Source organism: Photobacterium galatheae (assembly GCF_000695255.1).
GTDB classification, from domain to species: domain Bacteria; phylum Pseudomonadota; class Gammaproteobacteria; order Enterobacterales; family Vibrionaceae; genus Photobacterium; species Photobacterium galatheae.
Genome location: NZ_JMIB01000021.1, coordinates 260,580 through 279,621 on the forward strand (window position 1 = coordinate 260,580; position 19,042 = coordinate 279,621).

Annotated in this window: 20 protein-coding genes; all 20 read right to left on the bottom strand. The window is 44.5% G+C overall.

Features of this window, described 5'->3' with window-relative positions; genetic code table 11:
- Positions 1-299: 299 nt before the first annotated feature.
- On the bottom strand, positions 300-470 hold the full coding sequence (locus tag EA58_RS21680; RefSeq protein ID WP_161781033.1) for a hypothetical protein: 171 nt from the start codon (positions 468-470) through the stop codon (positions 300-302).
- Between the two features lie 140 nt (positions 471-610).
- Entirely contained in the window at positions 611-1,597 is a 987-nt protein-coding gene (locus tag EA58_RS11000) for a trypsin-like serine peptidase (RefSeq protein ID WP_036752400.1), read from the bottom strand.
- 670 nt (positions 1,598-2,267) lie between these two features.
- The gene (locus EA58_RS11010) at positions 2,268-2,906 is read right to left on the bottom strand and encodes a DUF6058 family natural product biosynthesis protein (protein ID WP_036752402.1); all 639 of its coding nucleotides are present in this window, start codon (positions 2,904-2,906) and stop codon (positions 2,268-2,270) included.
- Positions 2,907-3,105: 199 nt separating this feature from the next.
- Positions 3,106-3,324 carry a VF530 family protein gene (locus tag EA58_RS11015; RefSeq protein ID WP_036752403.1) on the bottom strand — a complete coding sequence of 73 codons (219 nt, stop codon included), beginning with the start codon at positions 3,322-3,324 and terminating at the stop codon, positions 3,106-3,108.
- 253 nt (positions 3,325-3,577) lie between these two features.
- Positions 3,578-4,078 carry a hypothetical protein gene (locus EA58_RS11020; protein ID WP_036752406.1) on the bottom strand — a complete coding sequence of 167 codons (501 nt, stop codon included), beginning with the start codon at positions 4,076-4,078 and terminating at the stop codon, positions 3,578-3,580.
- A 421-nt stretch (positions 4,079-4,499) separates the two neighbouring features.
- Positions 4,500-4,853, bottom strand: coding sequence for a DUF1428 domain-containing protein (locus tag EA58_RS11025; RefSeq protein WP_036752409.1), 354 nt, complete (start codon positions 4,851-4,853; stop codon positions 4,500-4,502).
- A gap of 44 nt (positions 4,854-4,897) precedes the next feature.
- Positions 4,898-5,287: a YciI family protein gene (locus EA58_RS11030; protein WP_036752412.1), complete on the bottom strand. Its 390-nt coding sequence runs from the start codon at positions 5,285-5,287 to the stop codon at positions 4,898-4,900.
- A gap of 34 nt (positions 5,288-5,321) precedes the next feature.
- Positions 5,322-6,176 carry a YciI family protein gene (locus tag EA58_RS11035; RefSeq protein WP_036752415.1) on the bottom strand — a complete coding sequence of 285 codons (855 nt, stop codon included), beginning with the start codon at positions 6,174-6,176 and terminating at the stop codon, positions 5,322-5,324.
- A gap of 118 nt (positions 6,177-6,294) precedes the next feature.
- Positions 6,295-7,584 carry an RNA polymerase sigma factor gene (locus EA58_RS11040; protein WP_036752418.1) on the bottom strand — a complete coding sequence of 430 codons (1,290 nt, stop codon included), beginning with the start codon at positions 7,582-7,584 and terminating at the stop codon, positions 6,295-6,297.
- A gap of 645 nt (positions 7,585-8,229) precedes the next feature.
- The gene (locus tag EA58_RS11050; protein ID WP_036752423.1) at positions 8,230-8,787 is read right to left on the bottom strand and encodes a GNAT family N-acetyltransferase; all 558 of its coding nucleotides are present in this window, start codon (positions 8,785-8,787) and stop codon (positions 8,230-8,232) included.
- A 162-nt stretch (positions 8,788-8,949) separates the two neighbouring features.
- Complete coding sequence (locus EA58_RS11055) at positions 8,950-9,375, bottom strand: hypothetical protein (RefSeq protein WP_036752426.1); 426 nt, start codon at positions 9,373-9,375, stop codon at positions 8,950-8,952.
- 250 nt (positions 9,376-9,625) lie between these two features.
- Complete coding sequence (locus EA58_RS11060) at positions 9,626-12,271, bottom strand: hypothetical protein (protein WP_036752429.1); 2,646 nt, start codon at positions 12,269-12,271, stop codon at positions 9,626-9,628.
- 122 nt (positions 12,272-12,393) lie between these two features.
- Entirely contained in the window at positions 12,394-13,404 is a 1,011-nt protein-coding gene (locus EA58_RS11065; protein WP_161781034.1) for a hypothetical protein, read from the bottom strand.
- A 105-nt stretch (positions 13,405-13,509) separates the two neighbouring features.
- Positions 13,510-13,968, bottom strand: coding sequence for a GNAT family N-acetyltransferase (locus EA58_RS11070; RefSeq protein ID WP_036752433.1), 459 nt, complete (start codon positions 13,966-13,968; stop codon positions 13,510-13,512).
- A gap of 108 nt (positions 13,969-14,076) precedes the next feature.
- Entirely contained in the window at positions 14,077-14,688 is a 612-nt protein-coding gene (locus EA58_RS20925) for an acyloxyacyl hydrolase (protein ID WP_081819626.1), read from the bottom strand.
- Between the two features lie 175 nt (positions 14,689-14,863).
- Positions 14,864-15,319 (bottom strand): hypothetical protein, encoded by a 456-nt coding sequence (locus EA58_RS11080; protein WP_152547994.1) that lies wholly within the window; start codon positions 15,317-15,319, stop codon positions 14,864-14,866.
- Between the two features lie 147 nt (positions 15,320-15,466).
- Complete coding sequence (locus tag EA58_RS11085) at positions 15,467-16,195, bottom strand: hypothetical protein (RefSeq protein ID WP_036752435.1); 729 nt, start codon at positions 16,193-16,195, stop codon at positions 15,467-15,469.
- 320 nt (positions 16,196-16,515) lie between these two features.
- A complete protein-coding gene (locus tag EA58_RS11095; protein ID WP_036752440.1) occupies positions 16,516-16,920 on the bottom strand; it encodes a DUF1801 domain-containing protein in 405 nt (134 codons plus the stop codon).
- Between the two features lie 106 nt (positions 16,921-17,026).
- Positions 17,027-17,896: a PhzF family phenazine biosynthesis protein gene (locus EA58_RS11100; protein ID WP_412177944.1), complete on the bottom strand. Its 870-nt coding sequence runs from the start codon at positions 17,894-17,896 to the stop codon at positions 17,027-17,029.
- Positions 17,897-18,216: 320 nt separating this feature from the next.
- On the bottom strand, positions 18,217-18,834 hold the full coding sequence (locus tag EA58_RS11105; RefSeq protein WP_036752447.1) for a DUF6624 domain-containing protein: 618 nt from the start codon (positions 18,832-18,834) through the stop codon (positions 18,217-18,219).
- Positions 18,835-19,042 lie beyond the last annotated feature (208 nt).

The window sequence follows — 19,042 nt, forward strand, 5'->3', positions numbered from 1 at the left end:
CATTCAATGCGGCAAAACATCGTTGAATCGTAATTCTGATTCTACTGAAATGTGAGTCATCCAATGGATGGAGGCGTCCAAAGGCAAACCTTCCTTGAAAAGCCGCCATCGAAGTCTGATCTAAGATTTCATGCTGACAAACAAAGCCTGCTTTCAAAGTCGCTCTGTCGCTATCAGGCAAGGTAAGCAAAGTAAGAGAAGCGTGCGCAACTCGGGCTATCAGTCGCGCCAGATGACAGACGAGAACCGTCTGAGCGGTGTTTATCGCTCAGCGATCATAAGATTTAGGTGGGCTTACACTACTGGCGAGGTATTTGCTGCAAGGTTTCTATGGTCTCCTTCGATGCTGTCAGCCAGATTTGAACCGGAAACGACTCCAGAACCGTCACATCTTTCACCAGGCCACTTTTCTCAAATGCTTCCACTTGTGCGAGCACAGGATCATTCGCCTCTGCACTTCCCAGAATCATGACTCTTTGCCATGAATCTGTAGTCGAACATGCTTGAATCATCATCAACCATAAAATCGCGAAATATCTCATTATGTTATCCCAATAATTATGAGGCCCAACACAGTTGGACCTCTCTTTTGATACGATTGTTCAGTCGATTAAGGATTCTTCACGATCCAATCTTTAATCGTGTTATACACGGTACTTGTTATTTTAGTCCCGCAGTTCCTTGTTGAAGAACCTGTTGTATGAATACCCCGAACATAATGGTTGCTGTCTTTGATCCCACTACCACTCTGACCACCCGCCGTATCAAGCGTATAGCAAACACGACGAGAAGAAATGGAATTCGTTGAACCAGAATCCGTCCACATGGTTCCGGAAGGCTTATCACCAGGATAACCGGTCACGCTATGCGTTCCACCAGAGTAGATCCCCCACCCCGAATTACCACCGTGAGGCTCACTGTTTAATACAATAATGGCGTAATCATAGTTTGTGTCGCCATTATTGTGCCATGCGGTCGTCGTCACCGCATTTTTCCAGGTCGCTGTTCCCCAAGGTTTATAAGAGCCATTTTGACCCGCAGTGAAGTTCAGCGATTTATACCAAGTCCCTGAACCATTCGAGACACAGTGACCCGCAGTTAACACATGTTTTTTGGTGATCAATGTTCCCGTACAACCGACAGCAATACGACCATTGTATAAGTGCGGCTTTGAGGTGGTGTTCGTTACGCGCACCCGGTTGTCAGCGCCAATGACTTTCAGTGATGAGAAAGTATCATCCGGCAGGGCCGGTTTTGTGGGCTCATGGGGTTCTGTCGTAAAAATGCTGGCATCTAAGCCTTGTGCTTGCATTGCTTTTACCGCACTTTCTAAAATTGCCAGCGTTTCTTCAGAAATATCCGCTTTGTACTGTGTACCATCCGCAGAAACAGCAACAGCACTCATGGCAGCAGCTTTTTCTGCCATCGAATATTCATACTGCAGTAAATATTCATCGTCAGCAGGTACCTGGACAACGTTGTCACCTTCAATAAAGGCTGCTTTTTCATCCATCTGAACAAAGTGCGTGAGTTCATTTGCATTTGCACCGGCAATACAAACGCCGGCGAGTGCAAGTACGATCAGTTTCCTGTTCATTCTTTTATATCCTGTTTATTTGAAATAATAAATCCATTCAACACAACGAATGGTGCGAATTATAAGCCAACTGTTTTCGCAGGTATAAATATAGGACAAAAGAATGTAACCACCACTGATTTGATTTAAATCAATACAATTCAAACGATTCCATTCAATCAAACAAAATCACACAATAAAACAATATGTAATTATGCTGAACCCAGTGAATTACTTCATTCAATACATGATAATCTATGAGTCTATCAATATTATGAATCTCTGATTGAAATGGATAATAATCAATCTAATTATAATTAGAACACATAAATATTATGGAATCGAAAGTTTCAGTCGAGTAATTCAGAACATGATCAGATACACATTTTTTGCTATTCATGGCCAATGAAAATAGCAGCCCTGACATCACCCCAGAGCTAATCTCAGTACGATGACTTTTTTCATGATCGTGCCAGCTTCAGCACCGTGCATGGATAACCGTGATTCTGACTTTGAAACTGCTGAGCTACCTGAAAGCCTTCACTTTCATACAACCGACGCGCATACGTATTACCCGCGAGCACATAGGTCATATCGTCAATTCTGTCACTGTTTTCTGCTTGTGCTGATACGCATCCATCCGTCAACCTGCACTTTGCAATATTCTGGTTATTGATTGAGCAACTCGGTTTCAATTCGTTTTCAGTCTGTATTTTGTTCGTACGTCATCAACCAGCCTTTGACGTGAACTTCTGGGGCGTTCGTGAGGAGCAAACATAGAGCTGGCCTGATCAAGCAAATTTACTGCGCGCCCTAAAAGAGAGCGGCGACACTCATCCAGTTCGGTCTCATCTATCAATTCATTGATCATGAGAACAGCAAGCTCTTTTGAAGCAATATCTTCAGGTAAACCGGTTTTGGTGCAAAGACCATAAGTCCCGGCCAGAAAATGGGCCCATTCTTCATCTAACGTTGCTTCAAGTCCTCTCCCCAACTTTGGATGATTCATCTCAAATCCAGCCGCTTTCAACTGTTCGATTTGATGACAATATCTTGTTTTGAAAACGATAACCGCTTTTTCGATATCATCTAAAGCCAGTAAAATACCCAGCCACGACACATAACCCTTCGCATAATATTCCAATGTCGTATTGACTTCATGATGCCCAAAGAAAGAATGACAGCTTACAGATGATGCCAGTTGATAAGATGCTAGTGGCATCACACCAGCACTTTGCAACTCAGCAAATTTTTCAGGACTGACCTTAGACAGGCTTAACAATTGCGCTTTCGTATAAAAATTGTTGTTTAAATACTCAATGAGTTCCATTCACGCTCATTCCTTTCTTAAAAAACAAATATCCTGAAAAATACACGGACTTCCTTGTCGCTATCTCTTCAATTAGGTTCATGTAGCCAATTCAACTACCAGCGTAGTGGTTCAAATGACATGACCGAAGATGAAAGAACCTGACTATGGTATGCGGCCTGGCGCCCTCATTTGACCGTATGAAGTACTTTATACCCGATTAGGTAAACGTGTTGATATACAAGGCTTCAACCTTGTCTCTTGCCCATTGGGTTTTGAGTAAAAACTTCAGCGATGACTTAACAGACGGCTCGTTACAGAAGCAATTGATATTGATTTTTTTATATAAACCATCCCAACCGTAGTGTTCGACCAAGCGGGTTAACACCTTTTCAAGCGTTAATCCATGTAAAGGGTTGTTGGGTTGCTGTTGGCTCATGATGACATTTCCAAGGTAGTTTCAGAGCGCTTCCCTCTTGTTGAGAGGGAGCGACAAAACAAGAATTCTACCAGAGAACTTCATCTTGCCTAGTCTGAAGAACAAACAAGTTATCTGTGAACTCAGCAGTTTGGATCTCGACACAACCGACTCTACGCGCTTTTCATGATGATTTAACTATAGAAAATCAACTTGATGGATTACGTTAAATGAGTTCAGAAATATACTGAACTCATTCATGGAACCTGTCGGTTTATCGAACTTTATAGGCTATAAATGGTTGGAATGTATTTAACCCCGCAAATGGGCACATAATATTTCCAGTCATTTTTGTTGTTGTGACACTGTCAATTTTTACGCGGATACTTCCTGAGAGCTGACCTTCAATTGCGTTATCTGTCGCAATAATAGGAAACGCTGAACAACCAGTACCATTTCTCCCAGTAATATCTATGACGACACTATCCGTGCCATAAAATTTAAACGTCGCATAATGGTCATCAATTTTCCATTTAGTATCTTTGAGCTCTTCTATTGTAGTATCATCAAGATTCGAGGATTGGCTTGATACTTTGATTTCACCATTTGCAGTCAACATAATAATTTCTGGCAGGCCATCACCATTCAGGTCAGCAACTTCAAACTGTTGAATTGATGAGTCTGTTAACAATGTTTGCGGTTCTTTATATTCAATATTTCCAGCGAAACATGGTGTCGCGACGAAGGCGATGGTGAATAAAGCAATTTTATGCACTATGATTTCCTTTTTTCCTAGAGAATGAACGTGTAAATCGGCGCCATATTAAAATATAACTCTCATTAAGAACACGCAGTTTCATATGCATAAGATTTACTTCTGGAGCAATATCAAAATTTCTTATCCAATCACATGCCATGATGATTCCCAATTCAGCTCATTTAATTCGTTCTGGATAACGCCTGTACATGCTTATCGTATTCAATTGATGTCTAATTTCCCTACAACTTTCTTCTCGTGTCCAGTTCAGAAAGATCAAAAAAACAGCATCCTCCACCAAGCGAACCGATGAAGTGATGCTGTCAGTCCATGAACGTTTTGCAAATAAGCGATGAAGCGGCGTCTCAATCCCCATCAGAAAACAGAGTTCTGCTTTCCCACTCTTCGATACAGTTCGTCTGAAACAAACCACCGACACTTAACAATCGACAATGGTTTCAAAACCGCCATATATCAGTCGCTTCCCATCAAATGGCATGGGATTCTCATTCGGGTCACAGAATGGGTCTTCCATAAACTTCGCCATACCTTCGTCCCGGGCTGCTTTTGACGGCCACATAATCCATGAAAAAACGACGGTTTCATCGGTCTTGCACTGAACCGCCAGCGGAAATGATGTCAATTCTCCATCCGGGATATCATTCCCCCAGGTTTCCACCACACGCTCAGCACCGTACTTTTTGAATAACTGCGCGGCGGCTTCGGCATGCTGCCGATATTCCTCTCGCTTGTCTGTCGGCACAGCGCAGACAAAGCCATCAACATAACGCATGATCATTCTCCTCTACCGATGGTGCTCAGAGCACAGAAGTGGATTCAAAGCACATCGGTATCTTGATAACTCACATTATTTTCTGTCTGAAGCTCGCGAACGGGCCGGATTTCCACACTGCCATAGCGCGCAGGCGGGATCTGACTCGCCACCTGAATCGCTTCATTCAGATCTCTGACATCTAACAAATAAAAGCCGGCCAACTGCTCTTTCGTTTCTGCAAACGGGCCGTCTGTGATATCAACTTTGCCGTTTCGAACGCGCAAGGTCGTTGCTGTTTGGGTGGAAAGCAGCGCCTCACCCCCAATCATATAGTCACGAGATCGCAGAGATTCGCCACAGGCCATACATTCCCGATTCAACGCGTCCCACTCCGCTTGTGACAGCGCCTTCAGGGTTGACTCGTCGTAATACACCAGAGCCACATATTTCATTGCAGCCACACTCCATATTTGGGTTGAGAAGAGATTACTGCTCGCCGTTATCGCTGCCTGGGAGCATGACCATCCAGCCGATACCAAATTTATCCGTCACCTGACCGTACAACGGTGACCAAAAGGTTTTCTCAAGGGGCATACGAACAGCACCACCATCTGCCAGCGCATCAAATACGCGGTGCGCTTCTGCTTCGGAATCAATCGTTAAGGCCAGGTTGAATCCGGTAAACGGCCCTTCATCACCACAACCATCTGAAGCGAAAATTTTCATATCGCCAATCGAAAACTCACAGTGCATCACCTTTTCCTCAAAACCGGGAGGCAACATACCCGCAGGTACCGGATCAGGGCTTTCATTGAAACGAAATTTCAAACCAACACGGGCACCCAGGTGCTTTTGATAATATTCAAGCGCCTCATCACAGCGACCGGAGAAAAACAGATAGCAGTTCGTCTTTGCTTGACGCATTGAAAGGGTTTGCCGTAACTGATCTTCGTGCTCACGAACCGAACCATCCTTATCGATCTCGGCAAAATCATCCATTTCAAAATAAGGACGGATCTCAATCTCTGAGGCTTCCTCCATCGGGTTCGGGCATTTTTTCACCCATGCGATCGCTTCTTCCATGGAACTCACCTGCCAAACCCAATAACCGGCCACCAGCTCGTTCGTTTCAGCAAAAGGCCCTTTCGTCACCGTACGTTCACGGCCATCGAACCGTACCCGAACCCCTTCACGACTAGGTTTTAAACCATCTCCGGCTTCCATAATGCCAGCTTTCACCAGCGTTTCATTGAACTCGCCCATCGCCTGCAATAACGCCTGACTCGGCATCTTACCTGCTTCCGAACTTTGACTTGCTTTCACCATGACCATCACTTTCATTGTGCTTCTCCAATTCATATATTCAGGTGGATTCAAGAGCGGCTCATTCTGCTCTCTACACAATAGTCGAGTGATGATTCGTGAAATCGACAACCCGTAAAAATTTTTTTCGATTTTTTTATTCCGGGGATGACAGAGCAGCCAACTTCCGTCTGAGCATACGCTGCTCAGGAGCTTGCTGGGTCAGACTTAAAGCGTGTTCAAAGGCAGAGATCGCTGCTTTTATCCGGCCGGAGCGGCTCAGCAATTCGCCATAGGTTGCATAGGTGAGATGATATTGTTGCAGGACTTTTTGCTCCAGCAGACGTTCAACTAACGCCAGACCAGCCTGAGGGCCATCACGCATGGCGACGGCAACAGCCTGGTTCAATTCAATCACGGGGGATGGCGCGACCTGAAGCAGCAACGTATAAAGCGAGACAATCTGATCCCAGTCAGTCCTGTGAGTATCCGGTGCTCGGGCATGTACCGCGGCAATCGCAGCCTGAATTGTGTAGTAACCGAAATCTCTGGTCGCCAGAGCGCTCTGTATCAGAGCCGTCCCCTCCTGAATCAGGGAGGTGTCCCACAAAGTCCGATCCTGATCTTCCAGCAAAACAATGTCACCCGCCTTGTCTGTCCGGGCTGGACGGCGAGACTCATTCAGGAGCATCAGTGCCAGCAAACCGCTCACTTCGGCATCCGGTAGCAAAGAGCGCACTAAGCGTGCCAGACGAATCGCTTCTGTCGTCAATTCGGAGCGCGTTACCTGCTCCCCTGCCGAAGCAGAGTAACCCTCATTAAAAACGAGGTAGATGACAGACAACACAGACTCGATTCTGTCCGGCAGTTCAGTTTTCGAAGGAATTTGAAAAGGAATCCGGGCATCACGGATTTTAGCCTTCCCCCGTACAATACGTTGGGCCATTGTAGATGGCGTTGTCAGAAAAGCGCTGGCAATTTCTTCTGTCGTTAAGCCACACACTTCCCTCAGTGTCAGCGCGACCTGTACCTTGGCATCAATCGCCGGGTGGCAACAGGTAAAGATCAACCGCAGTTGATCGTCTTCAATCACTTCATCATTGAATTCAAGCGTATCTTCGCTGCCCTGGCCTTGAGATACCAAGGATGATTCAATGGGCGACTCGAGTAACGCTGAAACAATCTCGCCTTGTCGTTTCTGTCGGCGTAGATGATCAATCGCTTTAAAACGCCCGACTGAAACCAACCAGGCACTCGGGTTTTTAGGAATCCCTTCCTGTGGCCACTGCGTCAGCGCTGTACTGAAAGCATCATGAAGTGCTTCTTCAGCAAGTTCGAAATCCCCCAGCAAGCGAATAAGGCTCGCATACACTTTGCGGGCATCGTTCCGGTACAAGTCATCAATTTTTCTTTGCACCCAATCGCTCGTGACCCGTGACTTCTCCATTTCTTTTCCTTGTGACACCATACAGGCAGTGAGTCAGGTTACCTTGACTAATTAAAGGAAAAATGACAAGCATTGGCAATTCAACACGTGTTGTTTATGATTGCAGCAATTATAACTGGTACATCCAATACTTTAACCACGCCGGAGTTTCTCTCAAATAAGCATAAACATCTCTGAACTCATAAAAATCAGGCGCATATCCATGAACAATACGGAAACCAGCATTCCTCAATGGAAGCTTTGCACGGGAGAGATGATATCGTTGTGATATTGCAACCACTGGCAGTCACCTTTCTAACTTATTTCTTGTCATATCATTGAAAGGCTGCCTGTGATCTGACTTCTAATCTGGCAGAGGGCAAACCATTGTGTTCAACTTTATTACCGTAAACAATGCCTACATCAGCAATAAAGTCCCGCGATTCATATGAATCAACGCGAATATCCGAGACCAGTAAAACCAAGACAAAAGCTACCGTTTTTATTCGCTTCAAGATTATAAAATTCTTACATCTGAATACTGTCAGCAACATGGTATGTACTTCACGTCAGCTTGTTTTTCTATACAAACACTCAGCGTGATGTTTTAACCACTAAAATCCTCCTTGTATATCACACCATATAAAGTTCAGCTGAATACCCTTGTTATATTTCCGTGTAATCAGACTTGATCAAGCCAAAGCACTTCAGGTCAGGAAACTGATTTTTCCAGTAGCCGCTTTGACGCCGTAAGCCTTCTTCTTTGAAACCTGTTTTCAATAGCACAGATTCTGACGCCACATTGCCAGGAATCGTATCCGCTTGAATTCGATTGATTTCCCCGCAAGGCAGCTTGTCCGAAAATGCATACGCTACAATTTGGTGAACGGCTTCTGTGATTAGCCCATTACCCCAATAAGATGGCAGAAGATCATAGCCGATGACAGCCGATTTCATCCTTGAATTCCACGAATTGAAGCCACAAGTACCAACTAAATCACCAGTTTCTTTGAGATGAATACCCCAGCGAATCCCAGACTTTGAATCAAACCTTTCTTGCATAAGACCAATGAAATTCACGGATTGAGATAAATCACTAAACACTTCCAAATCATAAAATTCGATGACTGCAGCATTCGAAAACAACGCAAAAATACTGGCTGTATCTTGTATGGTGAGTTGCTTGAGTGTAAGACGTTCTGTTTCTAACTCCGGAAAATTCAATCTGCTTCCTCCATGAAATCAAGGTGTACGATTCAAAAATCAGGCGACTCCATGTCGCCTGGATAAATAATTTATCGCTAAACAAAACCACTGCTTCAATAAGATTTCACTAAATATTCAGCATCTGTTTTGTCTAACAGTTGTTGATATATTGATATCAACTTAACTCACACATTCCTTCGCCGTTTTCGCTTTTTCAACTCCCTTTTCGATCAGTGACATCACGTCTTTATCTTTGACCGACGACAGTACTTTATCCATCAGACTTTCTGCCGTTGCTTCTGAAGATGAATCAATCAAGCAGCGATATGCATTTGCAATTTGCTCTGTTGCATCAACAAATGCCGTGGGATCACTCAGATCGGTTTTCGCAAGTTTCTCAACTGACCCGGCAAAATCTTTTGCGGACTGTGCTGCCTCGCCTAACTGGTCAAAGTTCAACTGACTCAAATCAACCGATTCAACGGTCTTCTGCACATGATTCACGGCTTTGCTGGCAGCATCTTGCGCTTGATGCATCGCATTCGTTGCGTCTTCACACCCCACCAAAGCAAAAAACAGGATAAGTATCGTGACCGTTTTGTTCATTTTTAATCCTTCTCACAAACACTGAACAGAGGATACTAATTCAAGGCAATAAAGCTGAGAATAAAAATACCGTAACGGAGTGTTTATCAGAGCACAACGCAATATGACAACAGGGAGTCATCGAAGATGCATCTAATGGTGCGCATTCACTGAATTCATCATGATTCTATTGCGGAATATTAAACGTGCCTGTCCCGGTGACATCCAGACCCCGCAACATGCAGGGTCCTGTGAGTCAAGAACCTATCCTTCAGATAAAGCTCAACAATTTTTTTCTGTGCTTTGCATTCAACAATGCAACGGCAGCGGTGATCGCTGCTGCAATCTTCCGCTCCCGTGCAGCCAGCATCGTCGGCTCATCAGGATCAATCTCATCTTTATGGCGATAGATATTGAGCACTGTCTCGTACAAGCGCTTCAGGCCTTTGTCATCACTAAAATCGTCCAGATCATCCTGATACTCATTGACCTGATGCACCACCAGAATCCGGGACAGGAACGCATACTTCTCGTCAATTTTCAGATCCGTCAGAACATCACAAAACGCTTCCACTTCATCTGCGGTCGCGCCAGAACAATACCTGCCGCCTTCAGAGTATTCAATAAAGCTGAGCAATAAGGTTTCCGACGGGAACAACTGCAAAATCAGTTCATACAAACACAGGAATTGCTGCTTGTGTGGTTTTTTTGCCACTTGTGCAACATACAACATCGACGCCAGAATCATGCCGAATTCATCAGAGACGTAGAGTGGCGCTATCTTCTGTTCATCCTCTTCCGCTTGATCAGATGAAACCAACAACTCACGGGCAAAGGCAAGCGCCTGCTCTCTGGAAATAGTGTCGTCAGACTGTGCCGTTTCATCCTGACCAGACACCTGCATAAAGCGGGCAAACAAACCACCAGCGGCTTTCGCCTGTGAATCAACATAAGCTTTGATTCCGGCAATCAGACGTGCGACTTTCTCACCACCTTCCTCATCAGACGAATGCCCCAAGACATTCCGTTTTTCCAATTCACGATAAAAACTCGGGAAAAGATGCTGGTGATAAAACGTCCATAAAGGTTCCAGTTCCGGTTCGGCAAAGAAACCACTGGCTTCCTGAGCCAAAATATAAGCCACCGATAGTAACTGGCCCCCCTTCGCATATTCGGTCTGATTCAGCGCAGGAACGACCCCTAATAAATCCTGCGGGGTATCTTGATACGCGCGCAAAATAATATCGTCCAGCATCTCACCGAAACCTGATTTATCCCGCTGATAAAGCCCGTGAATCTCCTGAAGTTGTGTCAGACCCAAATGACTCAACAAGGGTTTGTTGATTAAGACATAAAGCCTTTGCCGAATCTCTGCAGCACTCAGCGCTCTGAGCGTAAAACGGGCAGCCGCTTCTTGTTTACTGCACAGCTCGAAATCGTTCGCGATAATTTTCAGCTCATCGCCACTCAGCTCTTTTTTCCCCAATAAACGCACCAGGACATCCAGCGTTCGCAGGCACTTGTCGTTCTGAGCGGCTTCCCCTTCATCTTCAATATAAAAGCTGTCCGGATTTTGATAGGTCACCAGAAAACACTCAATGATATCTTTCAGCGTAATATCCTGAGCCAGAATCGAAGAAAACCGCCACCCGCCGGATCCGAAATATTCAAAGCGTTTGTAGATATAGTGTTTATGCTCAAATGCCAGCTGTCTGAAGTGGACGGGCTGCAACTGGTCCAAAATTTCTGGGTGAAGATTCTTTTCGATATAAGCCAGAATCTGCTCACCGTTGGCGAAACACTTCAGGAAAAAGCTTTTGTTGGTTTCGTACTCGTTATACTCGTCATATTCCTGATAGAACGGGTCATCCTGAATATCAGCAAGCGTGGTCGTTTCGTCATAAACAGGTTGATCGTAATACCAGAGATCTTTCAGGGGCACATCTTTCACCGCGTCATACAACGCCTGACGAAATACCTCACGCTCCTCTGCAATGGTCCGGCCATGGAAATTCAGATCATCAAACTCGCCCGCGGCTGCTTCCCGCGAGATCAGCGCATCAGCAAACGTGTCGTCGTCATGATAAGCATCGCTGACTTGGCTAAAGCCGTATTCCATCAATTCAAAGGGATCAACATCGGTAACATCTCTGGGCCGGCGTTTGAATGCCTGAATCCGCGCTTCTTTATAATATTGATAACGGCTTTCATCAGCTAAGAAACATTTCAGCAGATCGGGGACAAAATTTTCCGACGCCATGTAATGCGACAGGATACAGCCAAAAACCTCTTGAAAATGGCAACTGGCGTACGCATCCAGCACCAGAGGACTATAGCCATGCTGATAGAAGAGATACGCCATATAATTGGCGCTGTGATACATGATCTGGTCAAAATCACTGTCTTCCGGGTAATACTCACCAACCAGAGATGCATATTCCGGATACTTCTCTGCCAGTAGCACCAACAGGTAAATCCCAAACATCATATCGGATGAAAAAAACAGTTCGTTGGAAGAATTTACCCACAGACTGAAATCCACCAGCGCTTCGCAGAAGGCGACGATCAGGGGTTTCAAGTCTTCATGTTCTAAGGCGTGCTGAAACACCACCATGTGGGAAAAGCGCAGGTACGCATCATCTTTGTTGAGCCTGACGAGTGCTTCATCCGTCAGGGATTCCATGGGTTCGGACTCAAGCTGATCGTCACTGCTCATCATGAACATCGCTTTAAACTGATCCGGGCTGAACAGATCGCAGGGCTGAAACTGCTTTTGATCGTGAGCAATAAAACCACCGACGTTATCAATCAGTTCACCGGCTTGATAAGCGCGCTGTAATTGAGATTGAAACGCCACAATGGCTTCTTTTAATGAATCTTTATCTTTTAAATTGACCTGGATAAACGGCTGTTCCATGACGGTTCCATCAATACATCATTGAAATTCACATCATTCAAATGAAAGGATTGAATGACTTTCTATTAAACGTGCCTGTCCCGGTTATTCGACTCTGGTTATCCGTTCAGAACAGGCCCGGCTCACAGTTTAAAAAAGGTGAACGACTTCAGCCGATCCAACGAATCGCCCATGGCGAAGGTAAATGGCCTTCCCAGCTCTATCGCCATATCTCGGCACCTTTTATCAAGAGAATGGCTGGTTGAAAAATTAACCTTGCCACTTTCGTGACTGACGGCTCCCAATGAACCCAACTCAATCTCCATCTGTTTCATTCCCCGGTTCCGCCTTTGGAACGCACCCGGGGCACTGTTGGTGATTTCAGTGGAAATCAGGATCTGATGACTATCCAGTTTGGCCTGAAGGTGCGGATACCCTAACTGGATATCCGTGGGCAAGGCATAACCACTGTATCCTTGGCGTCTCACCAAGGACATCCCGACGGGCTTCTCTTCTTTGTGGTTCACCACAATATCGCTAAATGGCAATGCTGGAGATACTGTCATCGCAACCGTACAATAAGCCTCTCCCTTACTCCATGTAGAGCCTTTCATCGCCGACAGCATCATCTCTCTCATATCGTAAGAAATACCAACCATGACCTCCTTCACGATCAACCTTGTGTTGAATTCTTTGTTCAATCTCGCGGCTTCTTCACGGTGCCTCTTTATCTCAGTCTCCATATCCGAAGGTCGGAGTGTAAAGCGGATATCCATCCCGTTACTTTTGTCAGTAATAATTTTCTTGAGAGCACTCTGAATCGAGGCTTTTTGCGCGTCAGTAATTCCGTCTTTCAATGAAGTGCTTAACAGCAAGCTGGTCACATCCCCTTTTTCCTCGTCTAAGTGAATTTTCACAGCCTCTGGCGCAATACCGGCTGCTTTGAAGACTTGTTGCAGCCCATCCAGGTAAACCTGCTGTATGGCATCGTCTCTGCCGCGGTAGTCAATGTCGACAACCGCCCGATCAAAACTCAGCCTTGCAAAATTCACATCATCATTTCCGCAACCACTCAGTACCAAAGTTAAACCCATCAACCCAATGTGAGAAAACTTGTACATCGAATCCCTTACGCTCAAATAAAAAAAATGCATTTAGTTGAACAGCTTAGGCGGCAGTACTCGCGGCAAAAAGAAAGCTGCTAACCCAGTTTACGAGAACCGTCACAAGCTTTCTGGTGATTCAGGCTGAGCGAAAGATTAAAAATACGAAGGGACTGAAGATTGAAGATGAAAGAAATGAGCTGACTTACAAAAGCAGTTTGTTCCCTGTATTTGCGAAAAGCCGAGTTTTTGATAAAACGCATGGCCAATATCACTATGAAGATAAACCGCTTTGGCGCCATGTTGTTCGAACAGTGTTTGTGCCACTAAGCGTACAATCTGAGAACCATAACCTTGAGAGCGCATCTCCGGAGCCGTTGCAACTGAGCCAATCCCAAAACACCCGTCCTGAAGAGCAAATTGCCCTGAATAAACAATCAAAGAAGCCACCGGCTGGCCGTCCACAGTCAGCACATACCAAGTGCCCGATTGATATTTGGTACTTTTCCGGCAACCTTCAAGATAGGCATCCATAGAAAGCCCATTCCCCCAGGCATCAAATCCCATGCGATAAATCCAATCGAGTTCATTTTCACTGGCTTTTCTCAGGTACATTCAACCTCATCCTGTTGATCATGGCGTCTGTCGCTTTGTGAATACAGAGATTCCCCTTATCACACTTTGCCAGCCCCCTTTTCGTGGCGGGCCATGATTCTTTTTAAATCAAAACTGATAGATAAACTCAATCATGTGGAAATCGGCCCCAGTCGTCTCAGACCCATTCAAACCCGCATCTGAGTAATGAAGAAACCGATAGCCCAACCCTAGATTTTGATATAACGGTATTCCGAAGCCAAAGGTCAGAGCAAACTGGAAAGGCCCGCCATAATCCTGCGTCCCAAAACGATGTCTGCTGAATAGTGCACCACCTGCTCCCATGTCAAGCGTAAACCAACCCTCTTTGCGACCCAATGTGAGTTCAGGAATGACCGAAACTACGAGCGCATCTTCCCCCGCGCCCCGCAAGATGCCGGTACTCGCCATAAAACGGGTACCTACATCCCAGCCCAAAATGGTCGCAGGTTTCCAGGGTAACCCGATGTTCGCCGACACCGAGTATTCCTCAAACTCCTCTGGCGCATCTTCTCCGAGTAAAGTCTGTTCCGAAACACGCGCACGTATGCTGAAACTCTCTACACTCAGCGCTTCAGAAAAGCTCGGATGAGCAAAGACAAGACAACAGAAGCCAATCAGCCACCCGATGAAACACCGGCCGATCACTGAAGGCGTCCAAGGACAATCACACAAAGCAAAGCACAATTTCATCCTTTTCATGAGATTCTCGCCATGCCCTCCACCGTAGGTTTTTCCCTTTGTATCAGCTATGACAGCGATAAAAAAGTAGCTTCAAATTTCCACAATATCTGTTTCATAAAACGAACAGTGAAGGAACCAAAACCACGTCGTGTCACCGGGTCATGGCATGAATGCCAGAACGTAACAGTGCAACTTAATATTCCCCCAAAACTATCAATTGACTCCCTGACTTTTCGACAATGAAAGCAACTGTGTTTTGACCGTTTTGAAAGCCAACAGAACAAATAGCCATTGAACCTGAACCACAAGTAATCTCCGGATAATTTTTGTCGATCGGTGTTTCCTCGTCTTGTGTCGGTAAAAGTTTCCAGCCTTGGGTGAGAAGATCACTTTTCACGACTTGATACTCTTGGCCTTCGTAGTGGGAAAAACTAGGCTCATCTGCATAAGCAGTGGTAATCGTCCCCAGAAGTAAAAAAACAAAATAACTCACTTTCAATTTCACAATGATCTTCCTCTGAGTTTTCAATTGTCCCTGACAAATGAACGCCCCCTCATCAAGCTTTGCCATATTTACTGAATCAGACCCCAAGTCCTGAGAGGCCATCATGCATAATCTATTGATAGTATTGATTAAACCAAGCACCACGCCAGCCTCCACAACGAAGATAATGTAAGCAATAATGAATGGTGATAATGATAAATTGAAACACACAACTTTGTTGTTCAGATCAATTGGCTGCTATGCAGCCAACAAGTTCACTTCATCCCTTAACACCGAGAAGACTGATCTGTTTTATATATTTTCTTTTAGAAGTTTATCTTCCTCATTACCGAGCTTTCTTAACATATCCCTAGAGGCTAACAATATTTGGTTGTAATTATCATTAACAGTGCTCATATTAAACTGAACTCTTCCTAGAGTAGATTGTGAAATATCGGCAATCCACGAATCAGCACGTATTCTTGCAAGATTTTCTGGAATAAACTCACAATAGACATCAATCGTATTGAAGTACGCTGAGAAATCCAAAATCGTTTGGCGCGGTAAAAAAAGAGCGTCTTCGCCTGATAGCCATCGATGAAAAGAGTTAAGTTCGCAGACTGAATGCATTGATTGAATCACTATATCTTGGTTGACATCTCTTGAGAAATCATGAGAAGTCAGCGTCGACTCAATATCTATACTATTTTTTTCTTGCCAGGAATTTACTATTTCTAGACTCCTTATTGATTTTCTATATTTCTCAATCGTACCTATCTGCTTTTCTGCTGTTACGCTGAACTGCAAAGATATTTCTTTTGACACGTCATCAACACCACCTTGAATTCTACTGAGTAACTCTCTGCTTTCAGCCAAATCATTCTCGAGGTCAAATACTTTTTTTGTTAAAACGTTAATCGTGTTGTCTTTTTGTCCCATTAGCTCTTCGTAAGACTGGTGAAATTCGTTACCAATAATACCCGCCGCCGCTGCAAGCGCTAGCCAACAAATGACTACATAAATGCTTTTATATTTCTTCAATGTTTTATTACTCTGTTTTTCATAAAATATATAACAAGCAACATGAACTTCCCCTCATCAGGATTTACCCGGCTTTGGTAAGCCTGATTCCAACCTCCTTGGAAGCCAATATGTCACAAGCTGTTTATTGTATTGAATTAAACCCAAAAAGCTTCAGTATCCACAGCGAGGAGCATCAAAGCAAGATGTTGATTCACAAACCAGTCATGCCTTCAAACATTTGCAAATATGCCTTGCCAACTTTGGCATGGAAGCCTGTAGTGGAAATGATGAGGCCCTATAGCATTAAAAGGCCCTCATATGTCTTATGTGACTTTCTATCACGCGCCCAAAAGAGGTAAATGCTTTCTCTGATGATAAGTTAAACCAAGTTCGATGCAATGCTTAATTGCTGGCTCTGGCATAGGATCTGAAATGTTCAGTACAATTGCCCTATTGCCTTGAAACGTCAGCACGTCACCATACAACTCTCGAAATGTGTCGACTAACTTCGTGTTGCAATGAAAGAACAGATAGTAGTGATTTGGAGACTTCAATTTCCAGTCAATTCGGATTGGGCTGCCCGTTTTCACACTGTAACTTGGCTCTCCCCACTTCAGAGATTCTTCAACATCACCCAAATGCAGCTCAGAAGCAACCTGTAGAATTAAGCTTCGTAACGCTTTTAGCTGAGTTTGAGCAATATCTGGATACTCATCAAACCGATGCTTGACAGCCTTGTCCATTAGATTCTCCAATTCACATAACGCCCAATTGAGTCATGAGCTACACCCAAGTCAAGTCACTGTAAATCCAGCGTGCCAAGCGTTACGAATTTTCCTAAATCACTAGTTACAGGAGGATTTTCTGCAGCCCAGCCTCATGAGCAAAACCACCAACCCTAACCTTGAGAATACCCCGTTCGTTAGACTCAACTGATGCTGTAATGCTTGAAACACAGCCCATTGCCCGACCTTGTTCGAAAGTAAAGCCATTCGAATATTCGCCTCGAAGGTGCTTGGTTAAATAGCATGCTAATGCGCCACTCGCGCTCCCCGTTGCTGACTCTTCTGGGATACCAAACAAAGGCGCAAAATTTCGACAACTTGCTGTCAACCCGCTGTCTCTCTCGCACAATTCAAAAGCATGGACACTCACGAGATCATGTTTTTTACAGAAGTCACTGAGTAAATGTTCATTCACTTGGATTCTGTCCAGATAACCATGTGGCACTGGCACAATCATATCAGGCAAGCCGGTTGAAATAACCTCAATCGGTAACTGAGTTGATTCGAGAACTGTCGCGTCGATTCCAATGCACTCTGATATTGCTTCGTAACCAAACACCCCAAGATATTCTGGTAACCTCTGCTCCATCACGATACGGCCATTAGACGCTATCGTTACGGCAAGTAAACCTGCTTTCGTTCTTTGAACATATTGCCCTTCGGTGACAATTCCTTTTTGATACATTGTTGAAAATGCTGCTAGCGTTGCATGACCACAGAAATCAACTTCACCTGTGATGGTAAAAAAAGACAACTCAAAATCGACTTCATCATCTTGAGACACAAACGCAGTTTCTGAATAACCAACAGCTTGGGCTATTGCTAATTTTTCTTCATTAGACAGATGATCTGCGTGCAACACAACACCGGCAGGATTTCCTCCGGTTCCATTGGCAGTAAAGGAATGAACCAAAAAAGCTTCAACTTTCATCAATATCAATTTCTCCGTATCACGGTTGTATGCGCATGTTGGGCGGTTTTTTGCGATTAAAATCGATAAGGGACGGGGTCCTTTCTTTGTACGACCCTGCGCCCTCTTTTTTCATGTGTGTGACCCCATCCCCCAGTGACTGCTTCTTGATTAGACTGCTTCTCAATTGGTATGCTCCAATTTTAAGGCGGCTATTCTTCGTACTCGTCCCGAGAATCCGGATATAGGATAGCCCCTTCCCAGGTCAGCACGTCTCTGTTCATTATTATCGTCGGTTCACTCTGCGGCACGAAGACGGGGTGGCGACATCAGCTTGAATGAGTTTATGGTTGGGCACTCGAACTTAAATCTATCTCAGGATAGTCCTTAATGCCATACATCTCTTCCAGAAGCTTCTGGTAAAACTCTAGCGGCGGTATCTCCATTTCAGATCTTCGTTCATCAACCGACTCAGGGTTTGAGACAGGCTCAAAAATTACTTTTCCATGACCAATTTTGGCTTGTGTACCATAGCGTTGCTTCTGTCCCTTACTGATAAGTATTCGATCAGTTAAAAGTGCGACCTCTTGACCAGTAATCCCTTCATCATTTAAGTAAGACTGTTTTAGCACAGGTAGCATGTTTTCTTTAAATTCATAATCAGGAGAATGTTGAATAATTAAGAATGCTGCCCCGACACCGTCCTTACCAATCTCTGATTCAGTGAACCAAGAACGCTCTCTGAGAATAGACTTAAGTTTTAGCGTATTTTCTTCGTCTATGGCTAATAGCTTTTCACGTAATTCTTTTGGCGCTTGATGCCAACCCGCCTCCCCTAATTCTTTACGGATATCTTGATCTGCTTTAGCCATATCGAATAACTGAGCTCGTAAATTTTGATCTATTTCCGCAGAAACGGAAAAGGAAAAGGAAAAAAATATAAGTAGATAGAGAAACCACATTGTCACAACTCCTTTTCGATTATAACGGATGAGATGAACTTGCCCTCAACGATTAAAAGGACAACGATTAAAAGGACAGGCACCTTAAGAAAAAAACACCTCTATCATTTTCATCGGTTCCAGACCGATCTCTCGCCTTCATCACTTATTCCTTTCCCAAAAAACCAAACTGAAATACTGTTCATTCATGGCGCTGTTCGCATTAACT